Consider the following 23,449-nt stretch of genomic DNA (forward strand, 5'->3'; position numbering starts at 1 on the left):
ATTATAACCCTGTGCTAAACAACTATGCTGGAATTTATCCAATTATTAAAACAGCGTTATCAAGCCATACTGGCCCAAGCCCACAAGCCTTCCGGTAACTTGGATTACCAGCTACGGATTGACCAATTGACCTTGGCGGAAGCTTTCGTCCGCAAAGGCAAGTTGCTGGCGTCCAAAGACAAGCAGGTGTTGCAAGTGGCGGTGGTGGGGCCCACGCAAGCCGGTAAAAGCTCGCTGGTGAATGTGTTGCTGAACCAGGCGTCGGCGGGAGTCAGCCCATTGGCGGGGTATACGGTGCATCCGCAAGGTTTTTGCCATGATGTCAAGCGTGGCGATTGCCAAGGCTTGCAACGCTATTTTGGACGTTTCCAGTGCTTGCCGCCTGAGCAACTGGGCAAGCAACGCTTTGATTGCTACGCCTTAAGTGAAACCACAGGCCAATCGCCGTATTTGCCCGCTTGCGTGTTATGGGATACCCCTGATTTTGATTCCATTGATTCGGAGACTTACCGCGAAGGCGTGTTAAGGGCTATCGCGCTGGCGGATGTGCTGGTCTTGGTGGTCAGCAAAGAAAAATACGCCGACCAATCGGTCTGGGAGATGATGGCGGAAGTGGAGGCATTAAACCAGCCGACGTTGATTTGCCTGAACAAGCTCACCGAAGGTTCGGAAACGGTATTGGTCCCGTCGTTAAAAGAAAAATGGCAACACGCCCGTAGCGATGCCTTCCCTGAAGTCGTCCCTTTGTATTATCAAAAAGCCACGGGTTCCCCACAATGGCCCGGCGAATACCAAAACGCTATCGCGCAGCTGGCAAAAAAAGTCAGCCACCCAAAACATGCGCGGATGGAACAGGCTTTGTTGCAAAAACATTGGCAAGCATGGCTGGAACCCGTGCGCGAAGAACACCAATTATTTGACGACTGGCAAACCCTGCTGGACGGTTTGTTAAAACAAGCTATCGACACCTACCGGCACGATTACCTCAACCATCCGCACCATTACGAAACTTTCCACCAAGCAATGGCGGAATTGTTGACCTTACTGGAAATCCCAGGCCTTGCCGGATTCATGACCGGCGTACGTAAGGCCCTGACTTGGCCTATGCGCCAAATGATGAAGCTGGGGCGCAAACGTTTGCATATCACCGACAGCAGCCAAGAAGTCAAGCTGCTGAACCAACTCGCCGAACATGCCTTAATCCAATTGGCCGACCAGTTGCTTGACAAAACCGGGCAAAGCCAACAGAGCGATTGGTGGCAAGCCCTTAGCACTTTATTACGCCGCCAAAAACCGGAAATTTTGCAGCAATTTGCCGGGGCGGTAAAAAATTACCATTTGGATTTCCAGCAAGACGTGGAAGAAAGTGCGCAGCGCCTGTACCATAAATTGCAGGAACAACCGATGGTGCTGAACAGCCTACGCGCCACCCGCGTGACCGCCGATGCGGCGGTGATCGCCCTGACCTTGCACACGGGCGGCATAGGCGTGCATGATTTGGTGATCGCCCCCGCCATGCTCACCGTCACGTCGCTGCTTGCCGAAAGCGCCATCGGCAGTTATATGCACAAAGTCGAAACCCACCTCAAGCAGCAACAGTTTACCGCCGTCAACCAAGCCTTGTTTGTTGGTTGTTTAAGCCAAGCACTTAACGCCTTGCCCGGCCAATTGGCAAACACCACCCATTTCAATATTTCGCCTGGACAACTACAGGCCATCGAGCAGCAACTGACAGAGAAACGCCATGGTTTACGATTACTCTGAAGTAGTAGGGCGCACCCAGCAGTGGGCCGAACAAGCCAGTGCGGCGGGTTGGATTAGCCACGCCACCGCCGGGTCGCTGGCCGAACTGGACACCAAAACACCGGATAGCCTGTTTAGCCAACAAGAGGCGCGGCCTTTGATCGTCGCTTTCATGGGCGGCAGCGGGGTGGGCAAAAGCTCCTTGTTGAACCGCCTGGCGGGCAAGCCCATCGCCCGTGTCGGCGTGGAGCGGCCAACTTCACGCGAAGTCACCTTGTTCCACCATCACAGCGTCGCCATCCAACAATTGCCTGAGCATTTGCCGATCACCCACATCAAAATCGCCCAACACGAGGAAGAATCCAAAAAGCAGATTATCTGGATCGACATGCCGGATTTTGACAGCACCGAACAAGGCAACAAACAACTGGTGTTGCAATGGTTGCCGCATATCGACGTGCTGGTTTATGTGGTCAGCCCCGAACGTTACCGTGATGAAAAAGCTTGGCAAATCCTGCTGACCGAGGGTGCAAAACATGCCTGGCTATTTGTCCTCAACCAATGGGATAGGGGCCAGCCTGAGCAATATGACGATTTCAAACAGCAACTGCACAAGGCCGGATTTTTTGAGCCGATCATTTTCAAGACCATTTGTACGGACGAATGGCAGGAGGATGAATTCGCCGCGCTGGAAGAAACCATAATGAACCTGGCGCATGGCCACACCGTGCAGCAATTGCAACAGCGCGGGCAAGTCCAACGCAAAAAGGCCCTGCAACAACAGCTGGAAAACGTGCGCACCGGGCTCGCGGCGCAAACCACCTTGGCCGACTTGCAAAACCTTTGGCTTCAGCAATGGCAACAAGCCTGTGCCGTGTTGCGGCAAGGCTTTAGCTGGCCCATTAAAAACGCCGCCAGTTATTACGCCGAACACGCGCCTGACCTGCTGGCCAGCCCGCAAGCCCGCCGCGTCGAATTATGGGATCACTGGGCGCAAGCCCGCTTTGATGACGCGTTGGATACGTTTATCCTGGATGTCGCGCAACAATCCTTGCCCGTCGCGCCCTTGAAAACGGCGCTCGCCGAACTGCGCGGCAAAGCCGGTAAAACCCTGCAAGCCCAAACCGAACTGGGCGTCCGCCAGGCGTTGGCAAACCCAGGACATCTGCTGCACCGGGGCTTTTTAAAGGCCATGCGCCTGGCGGAAATTACCCTGCCGTTGGCGGCGATGGGCTGGGTGGGCTATCAGGTGTTTATGGGGTTTTATCACAGCAACCAGACCAGCACCCATTATTTGGGGGTGGATTTTGCGGTGCACAGCACCCTATTGATCGCCATCACTTGGTTAGTGCCGTTTTTTATCCTGAAAAAAGCCCAGCCCTCATTGCAAAAAAGCGCGTCGAAAGGCTTGGACAAAGGTATCGGGCAAGCCTTTGGGTTGCTGGAGGATGAGGTTTTGCAAACCTTGGCCGCTTTTGCTGAAGGGCATACCGGGCAACTCCAACAACTCGACAACTTGATCGGCCAATGCAATTGCCAAGACATGGACACGCGTTTGATGGTGGACAGCAACAGCGCGTTAAACCGCATGTTGATAGAGTGAGCGGTTAACTGAACCCTAGGCGGGCAGGTTTTCAGTTTTTGGGTAATGGGGTTTAGGCGGATTTTTTAAAAAACCTCCATGGCCGCTGGTGTATGATCTTAGGCAAACCCCATCAACCTAAGAACCGCCACATGACCGAACCCACCATCCACTGCCCCCACTGCGCCACCGAAATCCGCCTCACCGAATCACTAGCCGCACCGCTGATCGCCGCCACCCGCCAGCACTACGAACAACAACTGGCGCAAAAAGACCAAGACATCGCCCAGCGCGAACAAGGCCTGCGCGAACAACAAAAACAACTGCAAGATGCCAAACGCACGCTAGACGAACAAATCGCCCAACAAGTCGCCGCGCAACTGCAAAGCGAACGCCAGCGCATCATCCGCGAAGAAAGCCAAAAAGCCAAACAAGCCGCCGCCAACGAAATCGACAGCAAAACCCGCGAACTGGCAGAACTCAACGACGTACTCAAAGCCCGCGACGCCAAACTTGCCGAAGCCCAACAAGCCCAAGCCGAACTCATCAAAAAACAACGCGAACTCGACGACGCCAAGCGTGAACTGGAATTGACCGTCGCCAAACGCATCCAAGACGGCCTAGGCGAAGTCCGCGCCCAAGCCAAACGCGAAGCCGAAGACAGCCTTAACCTCAAAGTGCTGGAGCGCGAACAAACCATCGCGGCCATGAAGCAAAAAATCGAAGAACTCAAACGCAAAGCCGAACAAGGCTCGCAACAACTGCAAGGCGAAGTCCAAGAAATGGAGCTGGAAGCCATGCTCCGCGCCAAATTCCCCTACGACAGCATCGAACCCGTCGCCAAAGGCGAATTCGGCGGCGATGCCCTGCAACGCGTCATCAGCCCCACCGGGCAAACCAGCGGCACGATTTTATGGGAAACCAAACGCACCAAAAACTGGAGCGACGGCTGGCTGGTGAAACTGCGCGAAGACCAGCGCAACGCCAAAGCCGACATCGCCGTGCTAGTCAGCCACGCCCTGCCCAAAGGCGTGGAAAACTTCGAAGAAATCGACGGCATCTGGGTCACCAGCCCCCGCGCCGCGCTCCCCGTCGCCACCATCCTGCGCCACACCCTGCAACAAATCGGCCTTGCCCGCCTCGCAGCCGTTGGCCAACACGGCAAAACCGAACTGGTCTACCAATACCTCACCGGCCCGCGCTTCAAACAACGCGTCGAAGCCATCGTCGAAGCCTTCTCCACCATGCAAGAAGACCTAGACAAAGAACGCAAAGCCATCATGAAGCAATGGGCAAAACGCCAAACGCAAATCGAGCGGGTAATGAACGCCACCGTCGGCATGTATGGCGACTTGCAGGGGATAGCGGGGAAATCTTTGCAGGAGATTGAGGGCTTGGAGATGAAGGTTTTGGGGCTTGATGACGAGTTGTAGTTGTAGGGTGGGCAACGCATTTCTGCCCACCATTTGCGACATGATCGGTGGGCAGAAAAGCGTTGCCCACCCTACCAATTAAGTTGAAGTTCAATATATTTTTAAATCTTATGGTTACTTACAATGCTTAAAAGAATAAAGAAAATTCAAAATATTGGTCGGTTTAAATTTTGCGAACCAAGCAAAGCTGAATTCAAAGAAATTACCTTGATATATGGCAGAAATACTTATGGTAAATCAACGCTGGGTGATTTGTTATCAAGTTTGGAAAGTGGAAATACAGATGGAATAAAACAAAGGAAAACAATACCTAACGATGAACAATCACAAAAAGCCGAAATTTCATTTTCGGCTGATGAGTTTCAGGGTGAACAAATAATTAAATATCAAAGTGGCACTTGGCTTTCTTCAGTTCCTGCTGGATTTAAGCTAAAAATATTTGACGAAGGTTTCTACCACAAAAACCTTTTTGCAGGACGGCAATTTTCCAGAGAAACCAAAGATAATTTCAGTTCATTTGTTCTTGGCGTACATGGTGTGGCAAAAAGACAAGAAATTGAAAATAAAAATAAGCAAAAACGTGATTCCACCCGAAAACGTAAAGATTTACTGGAAGCAGCATTTAAGGATATAGAAGATTTGGAGGGGTTTCTCAATTTATCTCCAATTGAATCAAAAGAATTTCTCAATCAAAAAATTAATGAATTACGTGTTGAGTATGAAAAATTAAACAGGCAGCATAAAAATGCCACTGTAATTGAGCAACGCAAAGAATGTAGGCTTCTTGAATGGAAAGATGATTTTTCAAAAGCAAAAACTATTCTAAACGACTCACTTATGACCTCGTTGGAATCACACCATCAACAAGCTCAGCAAAAACTTGCTGAGCATATTAGAAGCAATTTTAAATCACCGGAAAATACTGAAAATTGGATACGGCAAGGCTTAACCCAAAATAATTCAGAAACATGCCAATTCTGTGGGCAAACGCTGAGTATTGAAGCTCTAGCTTTATTAGAGATTTATCGACAAAGTTTTGATACCGCGTATGACGAACATGACCAGCGGATCCAGCTAGATTTGAAAAACAGCAAAGCGGAATTAGTTAAAGATAGAATCAATAATTTAAAAATTGTTATTGAAGGTAATAAAGTTGCGTTGATGAGCTACCCAGAGTTACTGGAAGATAATCAGACGTTTATGCTTCTGCAAAATCAAATAGCTAATTTGGAAACAAGGTTAGGAGAAGACCTTTCACAATGGGCGCGACAGATTGCTGATTTAATTGAATATATTGATACGGCAATTAAAATTAAACTAGCTTCCCCACACAAGCCTGTAGAGGTTTTGGAATTTGATAACTTATTGTTATTTTATAAAGCTATCACGGAAAAGGTTGCTGAATACAACCACCTAATTGCCCAAATTAATTCAATTTTTCAATCATTTAAAGCTTCTTCAAATAATACCGGAATCACCACGCTACTTTCACAAATAACACTGAATGGCAAGACCGAAACAAGAAAACTAAAACGAATTGAATTATCAGAACAATGTGCAAATTATTTAACTTTAGATAATACAGTCAAACAGTTAAAGGAAGAAATACCTCGACTAGAAGAAGAATTGGCAATTGAACAAAGCCAATTTCTTGAACATTTTTTTGATCGCCTCAATAAATTTTTCCCTTTGTTTGGTAGCGATGATTTTCAACTTGAAAAAGGTTTGGACACCAATGGCGACAAACCTATTTATTACTTAAAAGTTAAATTTCATGGGCATAAAATTTCCGATAAAAATTTAGACCGCGTTTTTAGTGAATCCGATAGACGATCTTTAGCACTTGCTGTGTTTTGGGCTAACTTAGATGGATTGAGCGTGGATGAAAAGAAAAAAAGCATAGTGGTTTTGGATGATCCAGTCACCTCATTTGACAATCATCGAATAACAATGGTGTATAAAGAAATCGTCAATCTATCAGATGAGGTCAGGCAAATTATTTTGCTTAGTCATTTTGAGCAAGGTGTTACTTATTTTTTAAATACCTATAGAAATAATAAGCCGATTAAGTTGCTTTCAATTGAGCGAAATGGAAGCTCTTCTGAAATCCAAACCACAGAAATCGAACGTTTTATTAAAACAAGTCATGAAAAAGTAACACAGAACATTTTTTGTTTTATCAATCGCACTAACAACACCCATAATGCAGGTGACTTGAGGGTTTTCCTTGAAAATGAAATTAATCTTCGCTTTGCTAAGCAATTAATAGGAGTTAACGAGCATAATCTTTCTGACAGAATTGATAAGCTTAAAGAAATTGGAGCAATCTCAGACATTACTGCACGGGCATCCCACGAATGGAGAGAAGTTTTAAATCCAACGCATCATATTTGGGTTGGTGACGATATAGAAAATCAACGGCATACTGCATCCAAGTTTATGGATTTTATTTATCATGAACTAATTCCAGTTAGCTCGTAATGTGCGAAGATTCGTAGGGTGGGCAGCGCTTTTCTGCCCACCAATCATGCCGCAAAAGGTGGCCAGAAAAGCGTTGCCCACCCTACCAATACTACAAACCACAATCCAAAAACCGCTTAAACCATGTCCAATTACCGCCGCACCAACACCCAAGGGGCGTGTTATTTTTTTACGGTTGTGACTTTCCGCCGCCAGCCGATTTTGTGTGATGAAACCGTGCGGGTGGCTTTGCGGGAAGCGATCAACTCTGTGCGCAAACAAAAACCGTTCACCATTAATGCGTGGGTGTTGCTGCCCGACCACTTGCATTGCATGTGGACATTGCCCGAAGGCGATGCCGATTTTTCCAGCCGTTGGAGCTTGATTAAACGCCAAGTCAGCATCCAGTGTCGGGAACATTACCGCCGCGCCGATTGGCTCAACAGTTCCAAACGCAAGCATCGGGAATCCACGCTATGGCAACGTCGCTTTTGGGAACATCAAATCCGTGACGAATCCGACTTTAACCGTCACGCCGATTACCTCCATTACAACCCCGTTAAACACGGCTATTGCAAACAGGTTGCCGATTGGTCTTATTCGACTTTTCACCGCTATGTGGCTGAGGGGGTTTATCCGTTGAATTGGGCGGGCGTGGCGGATGATTTAGAGGCCATCACAACAGGGGAATGATTTTATATACGCTAAGATGGTTACCGTTCGGCATCAGCCCACCCTACGCCGAACAGCCTAAAACCAGAAGCGATTTTTTAATGTGGTATACTTTTTAAACAATCAGTTACAACGAAAAACTCATGCAATTTTAATGGGATGGAAGTAAAAATAAGCTAAATCAACAAAAGCATGGTGTCGCTTTTGAAGTGGCTCAAAATGCTTTTGATGATCTGCTACAACTGTCAAGTAAAAAACCTGATGGTATCAATTTTGGTTTTTAGGTATTAAGCAGTAATGAAGGTGATCCGATAATTGTGATGGGATCAATTTAAAGTGAGAACGTGTAAATGAATATACTGATAGTGATTGATATGCTTAACGGCTTTTGCAGGGAAGGTTATCCTCTTTCATTACCTAATTCAACGATAGAAATTGAAAGTTACATTGCATCCCGAATTACTAAAATACGGAATGAAAACGGTAAAATAATTTTTGTTTGTGATGAACATTCTTTGGACGACCCAGAAATTGGAAGGCCTTATCCGCCACATTGCCTGAAAGGCACTTTCGAGGCTGAGATAGTGGATAGTCTAAAGCCATTTATAAAAGAATCTCTTGTTCTAAAGAAGAAAACGCTGAGTATTTTCTTAAACACTCAATTAGAAGATATTTTAGAAAAAATGAAACCTACGCAAATAGAAGTTACTGGAGTATGCGCGGACATTTGCGATTTGTTCGCTGTGTATGAATTGAGAATTAGAGGTTATGAGGTTTTTGTTTCAACAAAAGGTGTCTTATCGCTTGACCCAAATAAACAAAATGAATTTTTAAATTATTTTAAGAATCGACTCGGTGCAACAATCGAATAATTGGTATCAACATCATTCAGAACCTTTCCGTAAACCTCGCGCAACTAAGCCCGGCATAGCGAATATTGGCATTCAAACATCCGGCGCATAAGCTATCGAGACTGTGAAAGAATTATTTTATGTCCACGAAAATCACGAAAAAACACGAAAGTGTAAAACCAGATTAAATATAAGTTATTGAAAGTTATTATTTAATTGTTTCGTGTTTTATGTGGACAATCATTAATTCTTAGAGCATTTTGCAATACTTTCACAGTCTCTATCGCAAATGCGTCCTACGCGAGCTAGAAAACTATTTATGAAATTTGAAAGGGACGAAGCCAATATCCGCAAGCGGCATTGATTTCTGTGATGCCGTTTAGGTCATCCCTTTATGCACAACTATCCGCCTTGCGGAGTGCACGAATAACCACTTATTCAATCACGCCCTTAGCCTGCAAATCCGCATGGTAAGAAGACCTAACTAGCGGTGCGCTAGCCACTTGTTTAAAGCCCAATTCCTTGGCCACCCTGCCATAGTCGGCAAACTCTTCTGGCGTGACATAGCGTTGCACGGGCAAATGCGCCTTGCTAGGTTGCAGGTATTGCCCCAAGGTCAGCATCGAGCAGCCGTGCGCGCGTAAATCTTTCATCACTTCAATCACTTCTTCGGTCTCTTCGCCCAAGCCCATCATCAGGCCGGATTTGGTCGGGACATGCGGCAATGCCTCATGGTGTTGGCGCAATAAATCCAAAGAGCCTTGGTAATCCGAACCAGGCCGCGCTTGTTTGTATAGGCGTGGCACGGTTTCCAGGTTGTGGTTGAACACGTCGCAAGGTTGTTGCACCAGGATATTGATGGCTTTTTCGACGCGTCCGCGAAAATCGGGGACGAGGATTTCGATTTTGGTTGTCGGGGTCAGGGTGCGGATTTGGCTGATGCACTCGGCGAAATGCCCGGCGCCACCGTCGCGTAAATCGTCGCGGTCCACCGAGGTGATGACGACGTATTTCAAGGCCATTGCGGCTATCGCATCGGCTAAGTGTTGTGGTTCGTTGGCATCTAAGGGCAAGGGTTTGCCGTGGGCGACATCGCAAAACGGGCAGCGGCGGGTGCATAAATCGCCCATGATCATGAAGGTCGCTGTGCCGTGTTGGAAGCATTCTGACAAATTCGGACAGGCGGCTTCTTCGCAGACGGTGTGCAGTTTATGTTCGCGCAGCAATTGTTTGACGCGGGTGATTTCTTCGTTAGCGGTGACTTTGATGCGTATCCAATCGGGTTTGCGCAAGACGGTTTCCGGTTGCTCGACTTTAATCGGGATACGCGCCAGTTTTTCCGCGCTACGTTGGTGGGATTCGGGGGTGGCGCGTGAGGGGGCTTGATAATTCATGACGGTAAGGCTGCGGTGATGTGTTCGATAACTAGGGCGGCTAAATCATTCGTGTCAATGGCGACACCACAATCTGCCAGTTGGGTCATTTGCAAACCGGAATAGCCGCACGGGTTGATGTGCGAAAACGGGCGCAAATCCATAGCGTTGTTTAGACTTAGGCCATGATAACTGCAATGGTTTTTAATACGCAAACCAATCGAACCGATTTTTTTGCCTTGCACGTAAACGCCGGGGGCATCGGCTTTGGCATTAGCGGTGATGCCGACATCCGCCAAGGTCGCGATCATGGCGTTTTCTAGCAAGCTGACTAGTTCGCGGATGTTGATTTGCAAGCGTTTAATGTCCAGCAAGGTGTAAATCACGAGCTGCCCAGGGCCGTGGTAAGTGACTTGTCCACCCCTGTCGCTGTGCACGACGGGGATGTCGGCCGTGTTTAGCAAATGCTCGCGCTTGCCGCTTAAGCCTAAGGTGTAAACGGGCGGATGTTCGACTATCCAAAATTCATCGGGGGTATCGGCGTTGCGCTGCACGGTGAACTCTTGCATGGCTTGCCAAGTATCGGTGTAGGGCTGTTGGTTGAGATAGCGTAGGGTAGGGGGCATTGGTTAGTGTTACAGGTAAATCGTTGGGATGGCTTAGGCAATGGACGGAAAAGCCCTTGCGCTATCGGTGAGCTAGGAGAAAATTACGTAATGGCGGCAAGTTCTCTAATTCTGTTTCGGTCGTTTCATCTTTTAGGTTTACCCCTGACAATTCCAATTTTTCCGCTTCGGCGATTAAAAAGAGCAGTTTTTTTAATGCTTGGGCATAACTTAAGCCATTGTGATGGATATTGGAAATGCAATTGCGGTCGGCATCGGTGCTGAGGCCAGATTTGGCCTGGTAGGTGAAATAAATGCCCATGCTGTCCGGCGAGCTTAGGCCAGGGCGTTCGCCGATTAGGACTATGCACAACCGTGCCGTGAAAGCTTCGGCAATCGCATCGCCAACGGCGACACGCCCGTGCTTGACTAGGCAAACGGGCGGGATTTGGTAGTTGTTGTTTTGCAGTTCCGGCAGCAATAAGTTTAAAAATGGCCCGGCGTGATGGGCGATGGCGGTGGATGACAAACCATCGGCAACCACTACAACGGCATCGGCGGGTGATAACGCGTGGTTTTTTAAGCATTTTTGCGAAGAGGGGCTTAACAATCTCCCCAAATCAGGCCGTTGTAAATACAAGCGTTGGTTTTCCGCTTGGCTTTGTAAAGTTAAAGAGTCAATGCCGTTTGCTGCCAAACGTCCGGCAAGTTCGGTAAAATCCAGCGGGATATTCACCGCATCCCGCGCCAAGGCATGGGCGAGTTGGAAGTCCAAACAGGCCTGGGTCGGCAAACTCATCCCCGCGCGGCCTAAGGCAATACGCGCGGCGGTGAATTGGTTTAAGGATTGCCAAGGGTCTGGAGTGATTTGCAGTGGGTCGCTCATGGCTGGCTGGGAGTAGAAATTGTCAGTGTTGAAATGGGGGCCAAAAACTTGTTTTTGGCACCCTTATTTTGAACCGTTCGCAGGCAAAATGCCCGTACCGCCAAATAGCGCAGGAATTCCTTGCCGCATCAATTGGTTATCCGCATTAAATATCTGATGCTGTTGCAGCCATTGCTCAAACTCCGGCGCAGGACGCAAACCTAAAACTTGCCGCACATACAAGGCATCATGGAAGGAGGTCGATTGGTAATTCAACATGACATCATCCGCGCCTGGCACCCCCATGATGAACGTGCCGCCAGCCACGGCAAACTGCGTCAGCAATATGTCCATATCATCTTGGTCAGCTTCGGCGTGGTTGGTGTAACAGACATCGCAGCCCATCGGCAGGCCGAGCAATTTGCCGCAAAAATGGTCTTCCAAGCCAGCGCGGATGATTTGTTTGCCGTCGTATAAATATTCCGGGCCGATAAAGCCGACCACCGTGTTGACCAGCAAAGGCTTGAATTGCCGCGCCACCGCATACGCCCGCGCTTCGCAGGTTTGCTGGTCTAAGCCTTCGTGGGCGTTGGCGGATAAGGCACTGCCTTGTCCGGTTTCGAAATACATGCAGTTGTCGCCGACCGTACCTCTGTTTAGATTCAAAGCCATTGCCTGGGCTTCTTGCAACATCGCTAAATTGACACCGAAACTATCATTTGCCTTTTGGGTTCCGGCGATGGATTGGAACACCAAATCCACAGGTGCACCTTGTTCCATCGCCTTCATGGTGGTGGTGACATGCGCCAACACACAGGCTTGGGTGGGGATTTGATAACGTTCGATGACATCGTTAAGCAGGTGCAACAAGCGCGTCGTAGCTTCCAGGTTGTCGGTTGCGGGATTGATGCCGATCACCGCATCGCCGCAGCCATACAGCAAGCCATCTAAAATACTGGCGGCGATACCCGCGGGATGGTCGGTGGGATGATTGGGTTGCAGACGGGTTGACAGGCGGTCTGCCAAACCTATCGTGCCACGGAAGCGGGTGACGACGTGGCATTTTTTCGCCACCAAAATCAAATCTTGGACTCGCATGATTTTCGACACGGCGGCGACCATTTCCGGCGTGAGGCCAGCGGCGATGGCGGCCAATGTTTCCGTATTTGTTTGATCCGACAACAACCAGTTGCGGAAATCGCCGACGGTCAAATGGCTGACGGGAGCGAAGGCTTGCCGGTCATGGCTGTCGATAATCAGCCGCGTCACCTCGTCGCTTTCGTAAGGCACTAAGGCTTCGGTGAGGAATTGTTTCAGCGGCACATCCGCCAACACCCACTGCGCCGCCACCCGCTCCAGATTATTGGCCGCCGCGACGCCAGCCAGATAATCGCCGGAACGGGCGGGGGAGGCCTTAGCCATCAAATTGCGCAAGGATCTAAAATCGTAGGCCACACCTGCCAATTGGGTTTTATACATGAAATGTTTTATATTTTTCTGCTTAGAAAAATTGAAAGAAAAAGGTTTTTGTTAAAATCGAATTGTGCTAGAGTGAAAACTCAGTTTGTTAGTTGTGCCAGGTTAATCCCCCCCCATTTACCAGAGGTGACTTCAATGAAACAAATAACATTATTTATGGCAATAGCTTTAGTCAGTACAGGTTGCGCCACTCAAAGTTTTCAAATTAATCAAAATGCAGTTGCACCATCAGTGCCGACAAAAGAAATTAGGCAGCCATTTTTTGTCCGTGGCGTGGGCCAAACGCGCATTACGAGCGCTGCCGAAATTTGTGGTGGCGCAAGTAACATTGCAAAAGTCGAAGCGGAAGAAACTTTTTTAGATGGCTTCTTTGAAATGGTAACGATTGGGATTTATTCGCCAAGAGTTGCAAGAGTTTACTGCGCCAAATAAACCAAAACCAATATTGTAAGCTGGTAAAAGAAGCGCATTGAACAATAGGGCGATGCGCTTCCTAACGGCTCCAACTTTTTTCTAAAAAGTACCCTATTTTTAATTGCTTATAAAGCGGAAAGTTATAAAAGCCCCCCCCTGACCGTTTTGATTGGATTTTAGAACCAGGCATTAATTGTCCGTTCTTGATTCAATAATCCCGCCACCCAAACAAACCTCGCCAGCATAAAACACCACCGACTGCCCTGGCGTAATCGCCCGTTGTGGTTCATCAAACGTCACTTTACAACGCCCGTCCGGTAACGGTTCCAGATAACAAGTTTGGTCGGGTTGGCGGTAGCGGGTTTTGGCGGCGCAGCGTAGCGGTTCAAGCAAAGGTTTGCCACTGCACCAATCCAGTTGCCCTGCTTCTAGGGTGTTGTGCAGCATCAGCGGATGGTCATGGCCTTGCCCGACGATCAGCACATTGTTCTCCAAATCTTTTTCCAGGACATACCACGGCTCATCCGGTGCGTCTTTTACGCCGCCTATCCCTAAGCCTTGCCGTTGCCCAAAGGTGTAGTACATCAAGCCGTGATGTTTGCCGATGGTTTGCCCTTCTGGTGTGCGCATTTCACCTGGTTGGGTGGGTAGGTAGCGTTGCAGGAATTCTTTAAATTTGCGCTCGCCGATGAAGCAAATGCCGGTGCTGTCTTTTTTCTTGTGGTTGTCGAAACCGGCTTTTTTGGCTAAGGCGCGGATTTCCGGTTTGTGCAAATGCCCGATGGGGAACAGTGTTTTTGATAGGGCTTTTTGCCCCATGGCGTACAAGAAGTAACTTTGTTCCTTGTTGGGGTCTAGGCCTTTCAGTAATTGGAATGAGCCGTCTCGTTCGGCGACACGGGCATAATGGCCAGTGGCGATATGGTCCGCGCCCAGGTCTTCAATCGCGTAATTCAAAAACGCCTTAAATTTGACGTGTTTGTTGCACAGGATGTCGGGGTTGGGGGTGCGCCCTGCGGCGAATTCGGACAAAAAAACCTCAAACACTTCGTCCCAGTATTCGGCGGCGAAGTTGACGGTTTTTAAGGGTATGCCAAGCTTGTCGCAAACTTGTTGCGCGTCCGCCAGGTCCTGCATGGCGGTGCAGTATTCGGTGCCGTCGTCTTCTTCCCAGTTTTTCATGAACAAGCCGCTGACGTTGTGGCCTTGTTCCAATAACAGCAGGGCGGTGACGGAAGAATCGACGCCGCCGGACATGCCGACGATGATGTTTTTACTCATGATCCAGATCGAGAAATGATTTTAATAAAGCTAAGGGGTAACGCTCCCCTTGCAGATATTCGTCTATGCCGATCAGCACTAAAGGGCTGCGCAGGCGGTGTTGTTGCGTGGCGATTTCATCACGGGTCAGCCAATGTGTCCCGACGATGCCCGTGTCCAACGCTTGTTCAGGATTATGGCTATGGCAGGAGCCGGCAAAACAGACCCTGAGGAAAGTCGCGGCTTTGGGGGTTCTACGCCAAAGTTGGATGGACACGATATGTGCCGGTTCAAATTGCCAGGCGGTCTCTTCCTGCACTTCACGCTTGACGGCGGCAATCAGGTCTTCGTTTTCTTCAAAATGCCCGGCAGGCTGGTTAAATTGCAGGCCGTTGTCGGTTTCTTCTTCAACCAGCAAAAAACGTCCGTTTTGTTCGATAATTGCGGCGACAGTAACGTGAGGTTTCCAAACCATCAATGGCCTCCTAAATTGTAAAGCGGGGTATTTTACCCGCTTTGGCTGCAGAATGTTGTTAAAGCTGGTTTATTGTAGGTGCAACTTCCCTATTGTCTAACGGGTCAGGATAATTTGTTGTGTGTACGGGCTTGAAATACTCTACACTTAGCATTATGTTAATGCATATAGAGAGTTAATTTATCTGTTTGTTATGTCCGATTTAAATCCGTTTGAAGATAGCGATGATGGCTTGGCGGTTCAGGAAGCCAAGCCAAAATTACAAAAGCCGCCATTATATAGGGTCATTTTGTTGAACGATGACTTTACGCCTATGGATTTTGTCGTTGAAGTGCTGATGGATTTTTTTGGTATGTCCGAAGAGTTGGCAACACAGGTCATGCTGCAAATACATACGCAAGGCGTTGGCGTTTGTGGGACGTATACTAAGGATGTTGCTGAAACTAAAGTAACTATTGTCAATGAATATGCACGCGAGCATCAACATCCGTTGCTGTGCTCGATGGAAATAGTGTAAGTGGAGCGTTTATGTTAAGCAAAGAACTTGAAATTACGTTAAATACCGCGTTTAAAAATGCCCATGATAAACGCCATGAATTTATCACGGTTGAACACTTATTGTTGGGGCTACTGGATAATGCGTCCGCTGAAGCGGTCATGCGGGCTTGTGGTTGTAATATGCCTTTATTGCGCAGCCAATTGACCAAGTTTATTGACGAAACGATCTCGTTGATCCCTCCAGGCATACAGCGCGACACCCAGCCGACGCTGGGCTTCCAACGCGTGTTGCAGCGGGCGGTTTTCCATGTCCAGGCTTCTGATAAAAAAGAAGTGACTGGCGCCAATCTGTTCGTTGCGCTTTTTAGTGAGCAGGATTCCCATGCGATTTATTTGTTAAACAAGCAGGATATATCACGCCTGGATGTGGTGAATTACCTTTCGCACGGGATTTCCAAGCTCGACCAGAACAGCAACGAAAGCAACGGCGAACAAAACGCTGATAATGGTGGCTCGGATACCGAATCCGGTAGCCCGTTGGACAGGTATGCCACCAATCTTAATGAAGAGGCCTTAAAAGGCCGGATTGACCCTTTGATTGGCCGGGAACTTGAGCTTGAGCGTACCATCCAGACATTGTGCCGCCGCCGGAAAAACAACCCTTTGCTAGTCGGTGAAGCGGGTGTCGGTAAAACCGCCATCGCCGAAGGATTGGCCAAGAAGATCGTTGAAGAAGATGTCCCGGAAGTATTGTTAAAAAGCGTGATTTATTCGTTGGATTTGGGGGCCTTGGTGGCTGGCACCAAATACCGCGGTGATTTTGAAAAACGCCTGAAAGCGTTAATGAACCAGCTTAAAAAAGAGCCCAACTCGATTCTGTTCATTGATGAAATCCATACCATTATTGGTGCCGGTTCGGCATCGGGTGGTGTCATGGATGCGTCCAACTTAATCAAGCCCGCTTTGGCTTCCGGGCATTTGCGTTGCATAGGTTCAACGACTTATCAGGAGTACCGCGGCGTGTTCGAAAAAGACCATGCGCTCGCCCGCCGTTTCCAGAAAGTGGATATTTTGGAACCTTCGGTTGCCGATACCATTTTGATTTTAAAAGGTCTTAAATCACGTTTTGAAGAACATCATGACGTGAAATACTCACCCGATGCATTGCGTTTGGCTGCCGAATTGTCCGACCGCTATATCACTGACCGCCATTTGCCTGACAAGGCCATTGATGTGATTGATGAAGCGGGCGCCAAACAGCGCATGACGGCAGAAGCCGAACGCAAGCAATTGATTGATGTTGCGGAAATTGAAGAAATCGTCTCTAAAATCGCTAGGGTTCCGGCAAAATCCGTGTCTTCAAACGATGTGGATAAACTGGCGAATTTGGAAAAAAACCTCAAGATGCTGGTTTTTGGGCAGGACGAAGCGATTTCCGCACTCGCATCGGCGATCAAGTTATCCCGGGCGGGTTTGCGCGATACCCAAAAAACTATTGGTTCGTTCTTATTTGCCGGGCCGACAGGTGTGGGTAAAACCGAAGTGACGCGGCAGTTGGCAAAAGTGTTGGGCGTTGAATTGATCCGCTTGGATATGTCGGAGTATATGGAGCGGCACACGGTCTCCAGGTTGATAGGTGCGCCTCCGGGTTATGTCGGTTTCGATCAAGGTGGTTTGCTTACCGAACAGGTGACCAAACACCCCCATGCGGTGCTGTTGCTAGACGAATTGGAAAAAGCCCATCCTGATGTGTTTAACTTGTTGTTGCAGGTCATGGATCATGGCTCATTAACCGATAACAACGGACGCAAAGCCGATTTCCGTAACATCATCCTGGTTATGACGACGAATGCGGGTGCGGAAGAAGGTAGCCGTGCGTCGATCGGTTTTACCCACCAAGACCATGCGACCGATAGCATGAAAGTGATTGAAAAGTCTTTTTCGCCGGAATTCCGTAACCGGCTAGATGCGGTCATCCAATTCAAGCCGCTGGACATTTCCATAGTCGGTCATGTTGTCGATAAATTTATCTTTGAACTGGAAGCTTTACTGGCGGATAAGCAGGTTACCTTAACGCTGGAAACTGAGGCGCGGTTATGGTTGGCTGAGAATGGTTGCGACCCCAAAATGGGCGCCAGGCCAATGGCGAGGTTAATACAGGAAAAAATTAAAAAGCCTTTGGCGAATGATTTGCTGTTTGGGAAACTGGCAAACGGCGGGCATGTGACGGTTTATATGAAAAACAACGAACTGGGCTTTGCCATAGAAGGCAAGGAGCTGGTGGTCTCTGAAGATAGCTAGTTGGCATGGGCTATGCGCTAGTCCCATTCCTTTGGGATTAGCGCATACGGAATGAAATACGGCCTTTTGATAAATCGTAAGGTGTCATTTCAACTTTAACGCTATCGCCAGTCAAAATGCGGATATAGTGCTTACGCATTTTTCCGGAAATATGTGCGGTCACAATGTGGCCGTTTTCAAGTTGCACACGGAACATCGTATTAGGAAGCGTATCTATCACTTTGCCTTCCATTTCAATTTGGTCTTCTTTAGCCATGGGTATTACCTGTAAATTTTAAAACGCCCATCATAACATAAGCCGCCTTTTAACAATAGAAGTGTGTGGCACTAAAATAGGTGTTCAATTCAAGCATATTTTTCAGTCCATTGTTTATTAAGCAATAATTGCAGGGGCTGATAATTGCTTTTATACGCCATTTTTTTGCACGCCTGAATCCAATAGCCTAAGTATAAAAATTCGCGGTGTTCGGACTTGGCTTGTTCAATTTGCCATAAAACCGCATAAACACCTAGGCCGTATCCGGAAAATTCCGGCTCAAAGAACGTGTAAACGGCAGACCATGCGTTATCGAATAGGTCGACAACGGCAATGCCTGCCAATCGCCCGTTAATTGAGAATTCCACAAATTGGGTATTGCACCAGGAACTGCTTAAGAAACCGAGATAATCATCAGGGCTGGATCTGGCCATATCACCGTCCGTATGCCGAATCGTCTGATACCGTAAATACATTTCATAATGCGCCTGCTCAAAAACGGCAGGCTTGATTTGTACCTGGGTAGCGCGGTTTTTTTCCCAGCAGCGCTTCTGGCTACGGTTTTGCTTAAACTCAAAAACCGCTAATCTGACCGGAATACAAGCGGAGCAATGTTGGCAATACGGCTTGTACACATCATCGCCGCTACGGCGGAAGCCTTGTTCCATAAGCCGCCCATATAACAGGGTGGTCATGGTGCAAGACGGGTGTACAAACACCGAGCGGGCCAGTTCACCCTCAAGATAACTGCATGGATGTTCTTCGGTCAGAAATAATGGCAGCGTTTTCATGCTGGTTTCCAAGCAGAAGGGCTGGCCGTCATTTCGCAATATTGGCCTAACAGTTGCCCAAAATCGTCACGCGAAATTTCTTCAGCACCTAAGCTCACCAAATGCTGCGAATGCACTTGGCAGTCAATGAGCCGGTAGCCCCAAGACTTAAGCTTGTCCACCAGGGTTGCAAACGCGACCTTAGAGGCATCGGTTTGGGTATGGAACATGGATTCGCCGAAAAAAACTTGTCCTAAGGCGATGCCATATAGCCCGCCTACCAATTTGCCTTCAACCCAAGTTTCGGCAGAATGGGCTATCCCTAAACGGAATAGCTCGCCGTAAGCTTGTTTAATGTCATTTGTTATCCAGGTGCCGGATTGCCCAGGCCTAGGTTCGGCGCAGCTATTGATCACTTGATCGAAAGCTTGGTCAATCGTGACTGAATAGTTGCTCTGCCGCAAAGTCTTACGCAGGCTGCGGGAAATGAAAAGCTTTTCAGGGTACAACACTAGCCGCGGGTCAGGCGACCACCACAAAATCGGCTCGCCAGGGTTATACCAAGGAAAAATCCCCTGGCGGTATGCATTTATCAAACGGTTTTTTGACAAACAGCCGCCGATAGCCAGTAAGCCATCCGGCTCTTTTAAGGCTTTTTTGACCGACGGAAATGCTTGGTCAGGATTTTTAGGGTTCAGTATCGTCAGTTTCATCTATCCAATACGCAATTTACGCCAGCGATAAACACTGATTTTGCCTGCCATGAGAATGCATTTACAGCATTCAACCCGCTAATTCATCCAAATATTTCTCGGCATCCAAGGCCGCCATGCAGCCCGCACCCGCCGATGTGATGGCCTGTTTGTAAACCGAATCCATCACGTCCCCGGCGGCAAAGACCCCTTCAACACTGGTTGCCGTCACGTTGCCTTGGATGCCGCTACGGACTTTGATGTAGCCATGGTCCATCTCCAACTGGCCTTCAAAAATTCCCGTATTAGGCGTGTGGCCAATAGCGATGAACACACCATGCACGTCCAGATCCTTGCTTGAGCCGTCTTCGATATTTTTTATCCGTAATCCGGTCACGCCCATGTCATCCCCCAGCACCTCGTCTAAGGTATGGTTCCATGCGATCTCGACATTGCCGTTTTTGGCTTTTTCCAATAATTTGTCAGAAAGGATTTTTTCAGACCTGAATTTGTCGCGGCGATGCACGACCGTAACTTTTGATGCGATATTGGCAAGATACAAGGCTTCCTCAACGGCGGTGTTGCCGCCGCCGATCACCGCCACCGGCTTGTTGCGATAGAAGAAGCCATCGCAAGTCGCACAGGCGGAAACTCCGCGGCCTTTAAATGCCTCTTCCGAATCCAGCCCTAAATAACGTGCCGAAGCCCCGGTGGCGATAATCAACGCGTCACAAGTGTAAACCCCGGAATCTCCGGTTAAGGTAAAGGGTTTCGCCGACAAATCGGCGGTGTGGATATGGTCGAAAATGATTTCAGTGTCGAACCGTTCGGCATGCAAACGCATCCGTTCCATCAAATCAGGGCCTTGCAGGCCTTCAATATCCCCAGGCCAGTTATCGACATCAGTTGTCGTGGTCAATTGCCCTCCCTGCTGCATACCCGTAATCATCACTGGTTTTAAATTTGCGCGGGCGGCATAGACCGCCGCAGTGTAACCGGCAGGGCCAGAGCCTAAAATCAAAAGCCGACAGTGTTTTGAATTACTCATGAACAAATCTCTACAAGAAAAGGATAATCTTTAAATTATGCAGCTGAATGCGTGTTTCGACAATGTTATTGTTGATTTTGGTCATCCGTAGCAGGCATGTAAACAAACGCGGCCCATCACGGCTGTTATTAATGCAAAATGGAACCGTATTCATCTATAATCATAACGAAGAAATTTTTTAACATCGCGACCCCGCTCCCAATAAAGCCCGGAAGGGTAAACAACGGTGTGTGCATAATTTAAGTGCATGAGTTTTAGCCCTTGCCTACGCATTTAGACGGATGCTGCGGATCTTTATAAAGTAGCCCCTTAGCGGGGTATCACCTATCCAATCTATTTATGTCTGCTGTAATGGAAGAAAAAACGTTTCGTGGCTTACGCGAAGTTGCGGTCTTGAGTTTTTTTGCCTGCGCTTTGTTTTTTTTAATTTCACTCGTTACCTTTAGCCTTGAAGATGCGGGCTGGACACACAGCGGCACCAAACCCACCGTCACCAATGCCTGCGGTGTTATCGGGGCTTGGTTGGCTGATATTAGCTTGAGTTTTTTTGGTTTGACGGCGTATTTGTTTCCGGCATTGATCGCTTGGCAGAGTTACCTGTTCTTTAAGCCGATAAAGCGTAGCCGGGAAAAAACGCTTATCCGCGCCTTGGGGATGGTGGCTTTCCTGACGGCGGGTACGGCTTTGTTGCACCTGTATATGCTCCGGGTCCATATTGAATTGCCGCGTGACACGGGCGGGATTTTGGGCGAGGAGACGGGGGATGTCGCCTACAATTTGCTGGGCAACTCTGGGGCGACGCTGTTTTTGATCGTCCTGTTATTGGCGGGCATTACCCTTGCGACGGAAGTTTCTTGGGTGGCTTTGGTTGATTGGGTAGGCAAGCAAACCTTTTCCTTAGCCCAGGCCGCCTTCCGCTACCTCTCCAAATTGCAAGTCAAGCCGCCCAAGTTGCCTGCCGCTTTGCCGGTGCAAACCATGTTCCTGCCACCGGTAAGCAAACCCGTTAAAAAAACGGTTGAAAAAACACCCGACGCCATACTGCTTGAGCCTTCCCGTCCGTTCGAAAAGTTTGTTGAAAACGTTACGCAGAAATCGGAAAAAATCAGCAAATTTGCGCAAAAACCATCGGTTCCAGTTTATTCGATGAATGACGGCATTTTGCCTGGACTAGATTTGCTGGACCAACGTGAGTCGCATGTGGTGAGTTATTCCCAAAGCGACTTGGAAGCCATGTCCCGGCGCGTGGAAGAAATTTTGGCCGATTTTAATGTCACCGTTGCGGTGGTTGGTTTCCATCCGGGGCCGGTCATCACCCGTTTCGAGCTGCAACCGGCCGCCGGGGTCAAAGTCAGCCGCATCAGCACCTTGTCCAAAGATTTGGCTAGGGCCTTGCTGGTCACTAGCGTGCGTATCGTCGAAATTATCCCTGGCAAATCCGTCGTGGGTTTGGAAATCCCTAATCGGGAGCGGGAAATGGTCAGTTTGCGCGAACTGTTGGTGTCCAACAATTTCACCCATGCCAAATCGTTGCTGACGTTGGCGATGGGCAAGGATATTGCGGGCACGCCGCTGGTTGCCGATTTGGGCAAAATGCCGCATGCGCTGGTGGCGGGGACTACTGGTTCGGGAAAATCGGTGGCGATCAACACCATGATCTTAAGCTTGCTGTACAAAGCCACGCCCGCCCAAGTGCGCCTGATCATGATAGACCCGAAAATGCTGGAGCTGTCGGTTTACGCCGATATTCCGCATTTGTTGACCCCCGTGGTCACCGACATGAAAGAGGCCAGCAACGCCCTGCGCTGGGCGGTTGGGGAAATGGAGCGGCGTTATAAGCTGATGTCGAAAGTCGGGGTCAGGAACTTGGCGGGTTTTAACCAGCTAATTGAAGATGCCGCCGCCCGTGGCGAATTCATCCGCGACCCGATGTTTCAGCCCGGACAATCCTTTGCCGATGATTTCGAGGAAGAATATCCGGTCTTGGCCACGTTGCCTAGCATCGTCATCATCATCGACGAGTTGGCGGACATGATGATGATCGTCGGCAAAAAAGTCGAAGAGCTTATCGCCCGCCTTGCGCAAAAAGCCCGCGCCGCAGGCATCCATTTGATCCTCGCCACGCAACGGCCTTCTGTTGATGTCTTGACAGGCTTGATCAAAGCCAACGTGCCGACACGTATTTCTTTCCAAGTTTCTTCCCGCATCGACTCGCGCACCATCCTCGACCAAGGCGGTGCCGAGACCTTGCTGGGTAACGGCGACATGCTGTTCCTACCCTCCGGCACGAGCATCCCTATCCGCGCCCATGGCGCGTTTGTCGATGACCATGAAGTGCACCGCGTGGTGGAGTTTTTAAAACAGACGGCGCCTGCCAATTATCTTGACGACATCACCAAAGAAGTCAGCGACAGCAACGATGGCTTTAGTGCCGGCTTAAGTGGCGGCAGCGGCGATAGCAGCGGTGAGAACGACCCTTTGTATGACGAGGCCGTGCAGTTTGTCACCGAATCGCGCAAAGCTTCCATTTCCAGCGTCCAACGGCGGTTTAAGGTCGGTTATAACCGCGCCGCGACCTTGATTGAAAATATGGAAGCGGCGGGTGTTGTTAGCCCTGCCGAGACCAACGGGTCGAGAGTGGTGCTTGCCCCCAGCCCAATCAAAGACTGAGC

General features: G+C 48.9%; 20 protein-coding genes. 10 read left to right on the plus strand and 10 right to left on the minus strand.

All coding sequences use genetic code 11. The features are described from left to right. Positions 1–24 precede the first annotated feature (24 nt). The 6 genes from METMI_RS0110540 (at position 25) to METMI_RS23700 (ending at position 8,762) form a co-directional block, all read left to right on the plus strand. Positions 25–1,764, plus strand: coding sequence for a GTPase domain-containing protein (locus METMI_RS0110540; protein ID WP_019866256.1), 1,740 nt, complete (start codon positions 25–27; stop codon positions 1,762–1,764). Then, complete coding sequence (locus METMI_RS0110545; protein ID WP_019866257.1) at positions 1,745–3,346, plus strand: GTPase; 1,602 nt, start codon at positions 1,745–1,747, stop codon at positions 3,344–3,346. Before METMI_RS0110540 ends, METMI_RS0110545 begins: the two co-directional genes overlap by 20 nt. A gap of 131 nt (positions 3,347–3,477) precedes the next feature. Beyond that, positions 3,478–4,758, plus strand: a complete 1,281-nt coding sequence (locus METMI_RS0110550) for a DUF2130 domain-containing protein (RefSeq protein ID WP_029151614.1) — start codon at positions 3,478–3,480, stop codon at positions 4,756–4,758. Between the two features lie 123 nt (positions 4,759–4,881). After that, positions 4,882–7,239, plus strand: a complete 2,358-nt coding sequence (locus METMI_RS0110555) for an AAA family ATPase (RefSeq protein WP_019866259.1) — start codon at positions 4,882–4,884, stop codon at positions 7,237–7,239. Positions 7,240–7,362: 123 nt separating this feature from the next. Continuing rightward, positions 7,363–7,911 carry an REP-associated tyrosine transposase gene (locus METMI_RS0110560; RefSeq protein WP_019866260.1) on the plus strand — a complete coding sequence of 183 codons (549 nt, stop codon included), beginning with the start codon at positions 7,363–7,365 and terminating at the stop codon, positions 7,909–7,911. Between the two features lie 329 nt (positions 7,912–8,240). Continuing rightward, a complete protein-coding gene (locus tag METMI_RS23700) occupies positions 8,241–8,762 on the plus strand; it encodes a cysteine hydrolase family protein (RefSeq protein WP_019866261.1) in 522 nt (173 codons plus the stop codon). Positions 8,763–9,175: 413 nt separating this feature from the next. Here the strand turns inward: METMI_RS23700 and lipA are convergent, their stop codons facing one another. The 4 genes from lipA to METMI_RS0110585 form a co-directional block, all read right to left on the minus strand. Beyond that, complete coding sequence (gene lipA, locus METMI_RS0110570; RefSeq protein ID WP_019866262.1) at positions 9,176–10,135, minus strand: lipoyl synthase; 960 nt, start codon at positions 10,133–10,135, stop codon at positions 9,176–9,178. After that, complete coding sequence (gene lipB / locus METMI_RS0110575; protein ID WP_019866263.1) at positions 10,132–10,740, minus strand: lipoyl(octanoyl) transferase LipB; 609 nt, start codon at positions 10,738–10,740, stop codon at positions 10,132–10,134. Before lipB ends, lipA begins: the two co-directional genes overlap by 4 nt. 61 nt (positions 10,741–10,801) lie before the next feature. Next, positions 10,802–11,605, minus strand: coding sequence for an ethanolamine ammonia-lyase subunit EutC (eutC, locus tag METMI_RS0110580; protein ID WP_019866264.1), 804 nt, complete (start codon positions 11,603–11,605; stop codon positions 10,802–10,804). A 63-nt stretch (positions 11,606–11,668) separates the two neighbouring features. After that, complete coding sequence (locus METMI_RS0110585; protein WP_019866265.1) at positions 11,669–13,063, minus strand: ethanolamine ammonia-lyase subunit EutB; 1,395 nt, start codon at positions 13,061–13,063, stop codon at positions 11,669–11,671. A gap of 135 nt (positions 13,064–13,198) precedes the next feature. Between METMI_RS0110585 and METMI_RS0110590 the strand changes: the two genes are divergently transcribed. Next, the gene (locus METMI_RS0110590) at positions 13,199–13,495 is read left to right on the plus strand and encodes a Bor family protein (RefSeq protein WP_019866266.1); all 297 of its coding nucleotides are present in this window, start codon (positions 13,199–13,201) and stop codon (positions 13,493–13,495) included. Between the two features lie 171 nt (positions 13,496–13,666). Here METMI_RS0110590 and mnmA read toward each other — a convergent pair whose 3' ends face one another. Both mnmA and METMI_RS0110600 read right to left on the minus strand, forming a co-directional pair. Continuing rightward, positions 13,667–14,758 (minus strand): tRNA 2-thiouridine(34) synthase MnmA, encoded by a 1,092-nt coding sequence (gene mnmA / locus METMI_RS0110595; protein WP_019866267.1) that lies wholly within the window; start codon positions 14,756–14,758, stop codon positions 13,667–13,669. Next, a complete protein-coding gene (locus METMI_RS0110600) occupies positions 14,751–15,212 on the minus strand; it encodes an NUDIX hydrolase (protein ID WP_019866268.1) in 462 nt (153 codons plus the stop codon). The genes mnmA and METMI_RS0110600 overlap by 8 nt, the downstream gene beginning before the upstream one ends. A 193-nt stretch (positions 15,213–15,405) precedes the next feature. Between METMI_RS0110600 and clpS the strand changes: the two genes are divergently transcribed. Next, positions 15,406–15,729 carry an ATP-dependent Clp protease adapter ClpS gene (gene clpS, locus METMI_RS0110605; protein WP_019866269.1) on the plus strand — a complete coding sequence of 108 codons (324 nt, stop codon included), beginning with the start codon at positions 15,406–15,408 and terminating at the stop codon, positions 15,727–15,729. Positions 15,730–15,740: 11 nt separating this feature from the next. Then, entirely contained in the window at positions 15,741–18,011 is a 2,271-nt protein-coding gene (clpA, locus tag METMI_RS0110610) for an ATP-dependent Clp protease ATP-binding subunit ClpA (RefSeq protein ID WP_019866270.1), read from the plus strand. A gap of 37 nt (positions 18,012–18,048) precedes the next feature. On the opposite strand, the gene infA is transcribed toward clpA, so the two are convergent. The 4 genes from infA to trxB all read right to left on the minus strand — a co-directional run bounded on the left by infA (position 18,049) and on the right by trxB (position 20,777). Continuing rightward, positions 18,049–18,267 carry a translation initiation factor IF-1 gene (infA, locus tag METMI_RS0110615; protein ID WP_019866271.1) on the minus strand — a complete coding sequence of 73 codons (219 nt, stop codon included), beginning with the start codon at positions 18,265–18,267 and terminating at the stop codon, positions 18,049–18,051. 89 nt (positions 18,268–18,356) lie between these two features. Continuing rightward, positions 18,357–19,058: an arginyltransferase gene (locus tag METMI_RS0110620; protein WP_019866272.1), complete on the minus strand. Its 702-nt coding sequence runs from the start codon at positions 19,056–19,058 to the stop codon at positions 18,357–18,359. After that, on the minus strand, positions 19,055–19,750 hold the full coding sequence (aat, locus tag METMI_RS0110625; protein WP_019866273.1) for a leucyl/phenylalanyl-tRNA--protein transferase: 696 nt from the start codon (positions 19,748–19,750) through the stop codon (positions 19,055–19,057). Before aat ends, METMI_RS0110620 begins: the two co-directional genes overlap by 4 nt. Before the next feature lie 70 nt (positions 19,751–19,820). After that, a complete protein-coding gene (gene trxB, locus METMI_RS0110630; RefSeq protein ID WP_019866274.1) occupies positions 19,821–20,777 on the minus strand; it encodes a thioredoxin-disulfide reductase in 957 nt (318 codons plus the stop codon). Positions 20,778–21,116: 339 nt separating this feature from the next. Here trxB and METMI_RS0110640 point away from each other — a divergent pair, with 339 nt between their 5' ends. Continuing rightward, positions 21,117–23,447, plus strand: a complete 2,331-nt coding sequence (locus tag METMI_RS0110640; protein WP_029151615.1) for a DNA translocase FtsK — start codon at positions 21,117–21,119, stop codon at positions 23,445–23,447. Positions 23,448–23,449 lie beyond the last annotated feature (2 nt).

The organism is Methylovulum miyakonense HT12 (assembly GCF_000384075.1).
Taxonomy (GTDB): domain Bacteria; phylum Pseudomonadota; class Gammaproteobacteria; order Methylococcales; family Methylomonadaceae; genus Methylovulum; species Methylovulum miyakonense.

Bases quoted from the DNA above. Each gene is read 5' to 3' on its own strand.
- METMI_RS0110560 (WP_019866260.1), top strand. From the start codon at position 7,363: ATGTCCAATTACCGCCGCACCAACACCCAAGGGGCGTGTTATTTTTTT.
- clpA (WP_019866270.1), top strand. From the start codon at position 15,741: ATGTTAAGCAAAGAACTTGAAATTACGTTAAATACCGCGTTTAAAAAT.
- METMI_RS0110555 (WP_019866259.1), top strand. From the start codon at position 4,882: ATGCTTAAAAGAATAAAGAAAATTCAAAATATTGGTCGGTTTAAATTT.
- mnmA (WP_019866267.1), bottom strand. From the start codon at position 14,758: ATGAGTAAAAACATCATCGTCGGCATGTCCGGCGGCGTCGATTCTTCC.
- infA (WP_019866271.1), bottom strand. From the start codon at position 18,267: ATGGCTAAAGAAGACCAAATTGAAATGGAAGGCAAAGTGATAGATACG.
- METMI_RS0110600 (WP_019866268.1), bottom strand. From the start codon at position 15,212: ATGGTTTGGAAACCTCACGTTACTGTCGCCGCAATTATCGAACAAAAC.
- aat (WP_019866273.1), bottom strand. From the start codon at position 19,750: ATGAAACTGACGATACTGAACCCTAAAAATCCTGACCAAGCATTTCCG.
- trxB (WP_019866274.1), bottom strand. From the start codon at position 20,777: ATGAGTAATTCAAAACACTGTCGGCTTTTGATTTTAGGCTCTGGCCCT.
- METMI_RS23700 (WP_019866261.1), top strand. From the start codon at position 8,241: ATGAATATACTGATAGTGATTGATATGCTTAACGGCTTTTGCAGGGAA.
- METMI_RS0110550 (WP_029151614.1), top strand. From the start codon at position 3,478: ATGACCGAACCCACCATCCACTGCCCCCACTGCGCCACCGAAATCCGC.
- METMI_RS0110545 (WP_019866257.1), top strand. From the start codon at position 1,745: ATGGTTTACGATTACTCTGAAGTAGTAGGGCGCACCCAGCAGTGGGCC.
- METMI_RS0110590 (WP_019866266.1), top strand. From the start codon at position 13,199: ATGAAACAAATAACATTATTTATGGCAATAGCTTTAGTCAGTACAGGT.
- lipB (WP_019866263.1), bottom strand. From the start codon at position 10,740: ATGCCCCCTACCCTACGCTATCTCAACCAACAGCCCTACACCGATACT.
- METMI_RS0110620 (WP_019866272.1), bottom strand. From the start codon at position 19,058: ATGAAAACGCTGCCATTATTTCTGACCGAAGAACATCCATGCAGTTAT.
- METMI_RS0110540 (WP_019866256.1), top strand. From the start codon at position 25: ATGCTGGAATTTATCCAATTATTAAAACAGCGTTATCAAGCCATACTG.
- lipA (WP_019866262.1), bottom strand. From the start codon at position 10,135: ATGAATTATCAAGCCCCCTCACGCGCCACCCCCGAATCCCACCAACGT.
- METMI_RS0110640 (WP_029151615.1), top strand. From the start codon at position 21,117: ATGTCTGCTGTAATGGAAGAAAAAACGTTTCGTGGCTTACGCGAAGTT.
- clpS (WP_019866269.1), top strand. From the start codon at position 15,406: ATGTCCGATTTAAATCCGTTTGAAGATAGCGATGATGGCTTGGCGGTT.
- eutC (WP_019866264.1), bottom strand. From the start codon at position 11,605: ATGAGCGACCCACTGCAAATCACTCCAGACCCTTGGCAATCCTTAAAC.
- METMI_RS0110585 (WP_019866265.1), bottom strand. From the start codon at position 13,063: ATGTATAAAACCCAATTGGCAGGTGTGGCCTACGATTTTAGATCCTTG.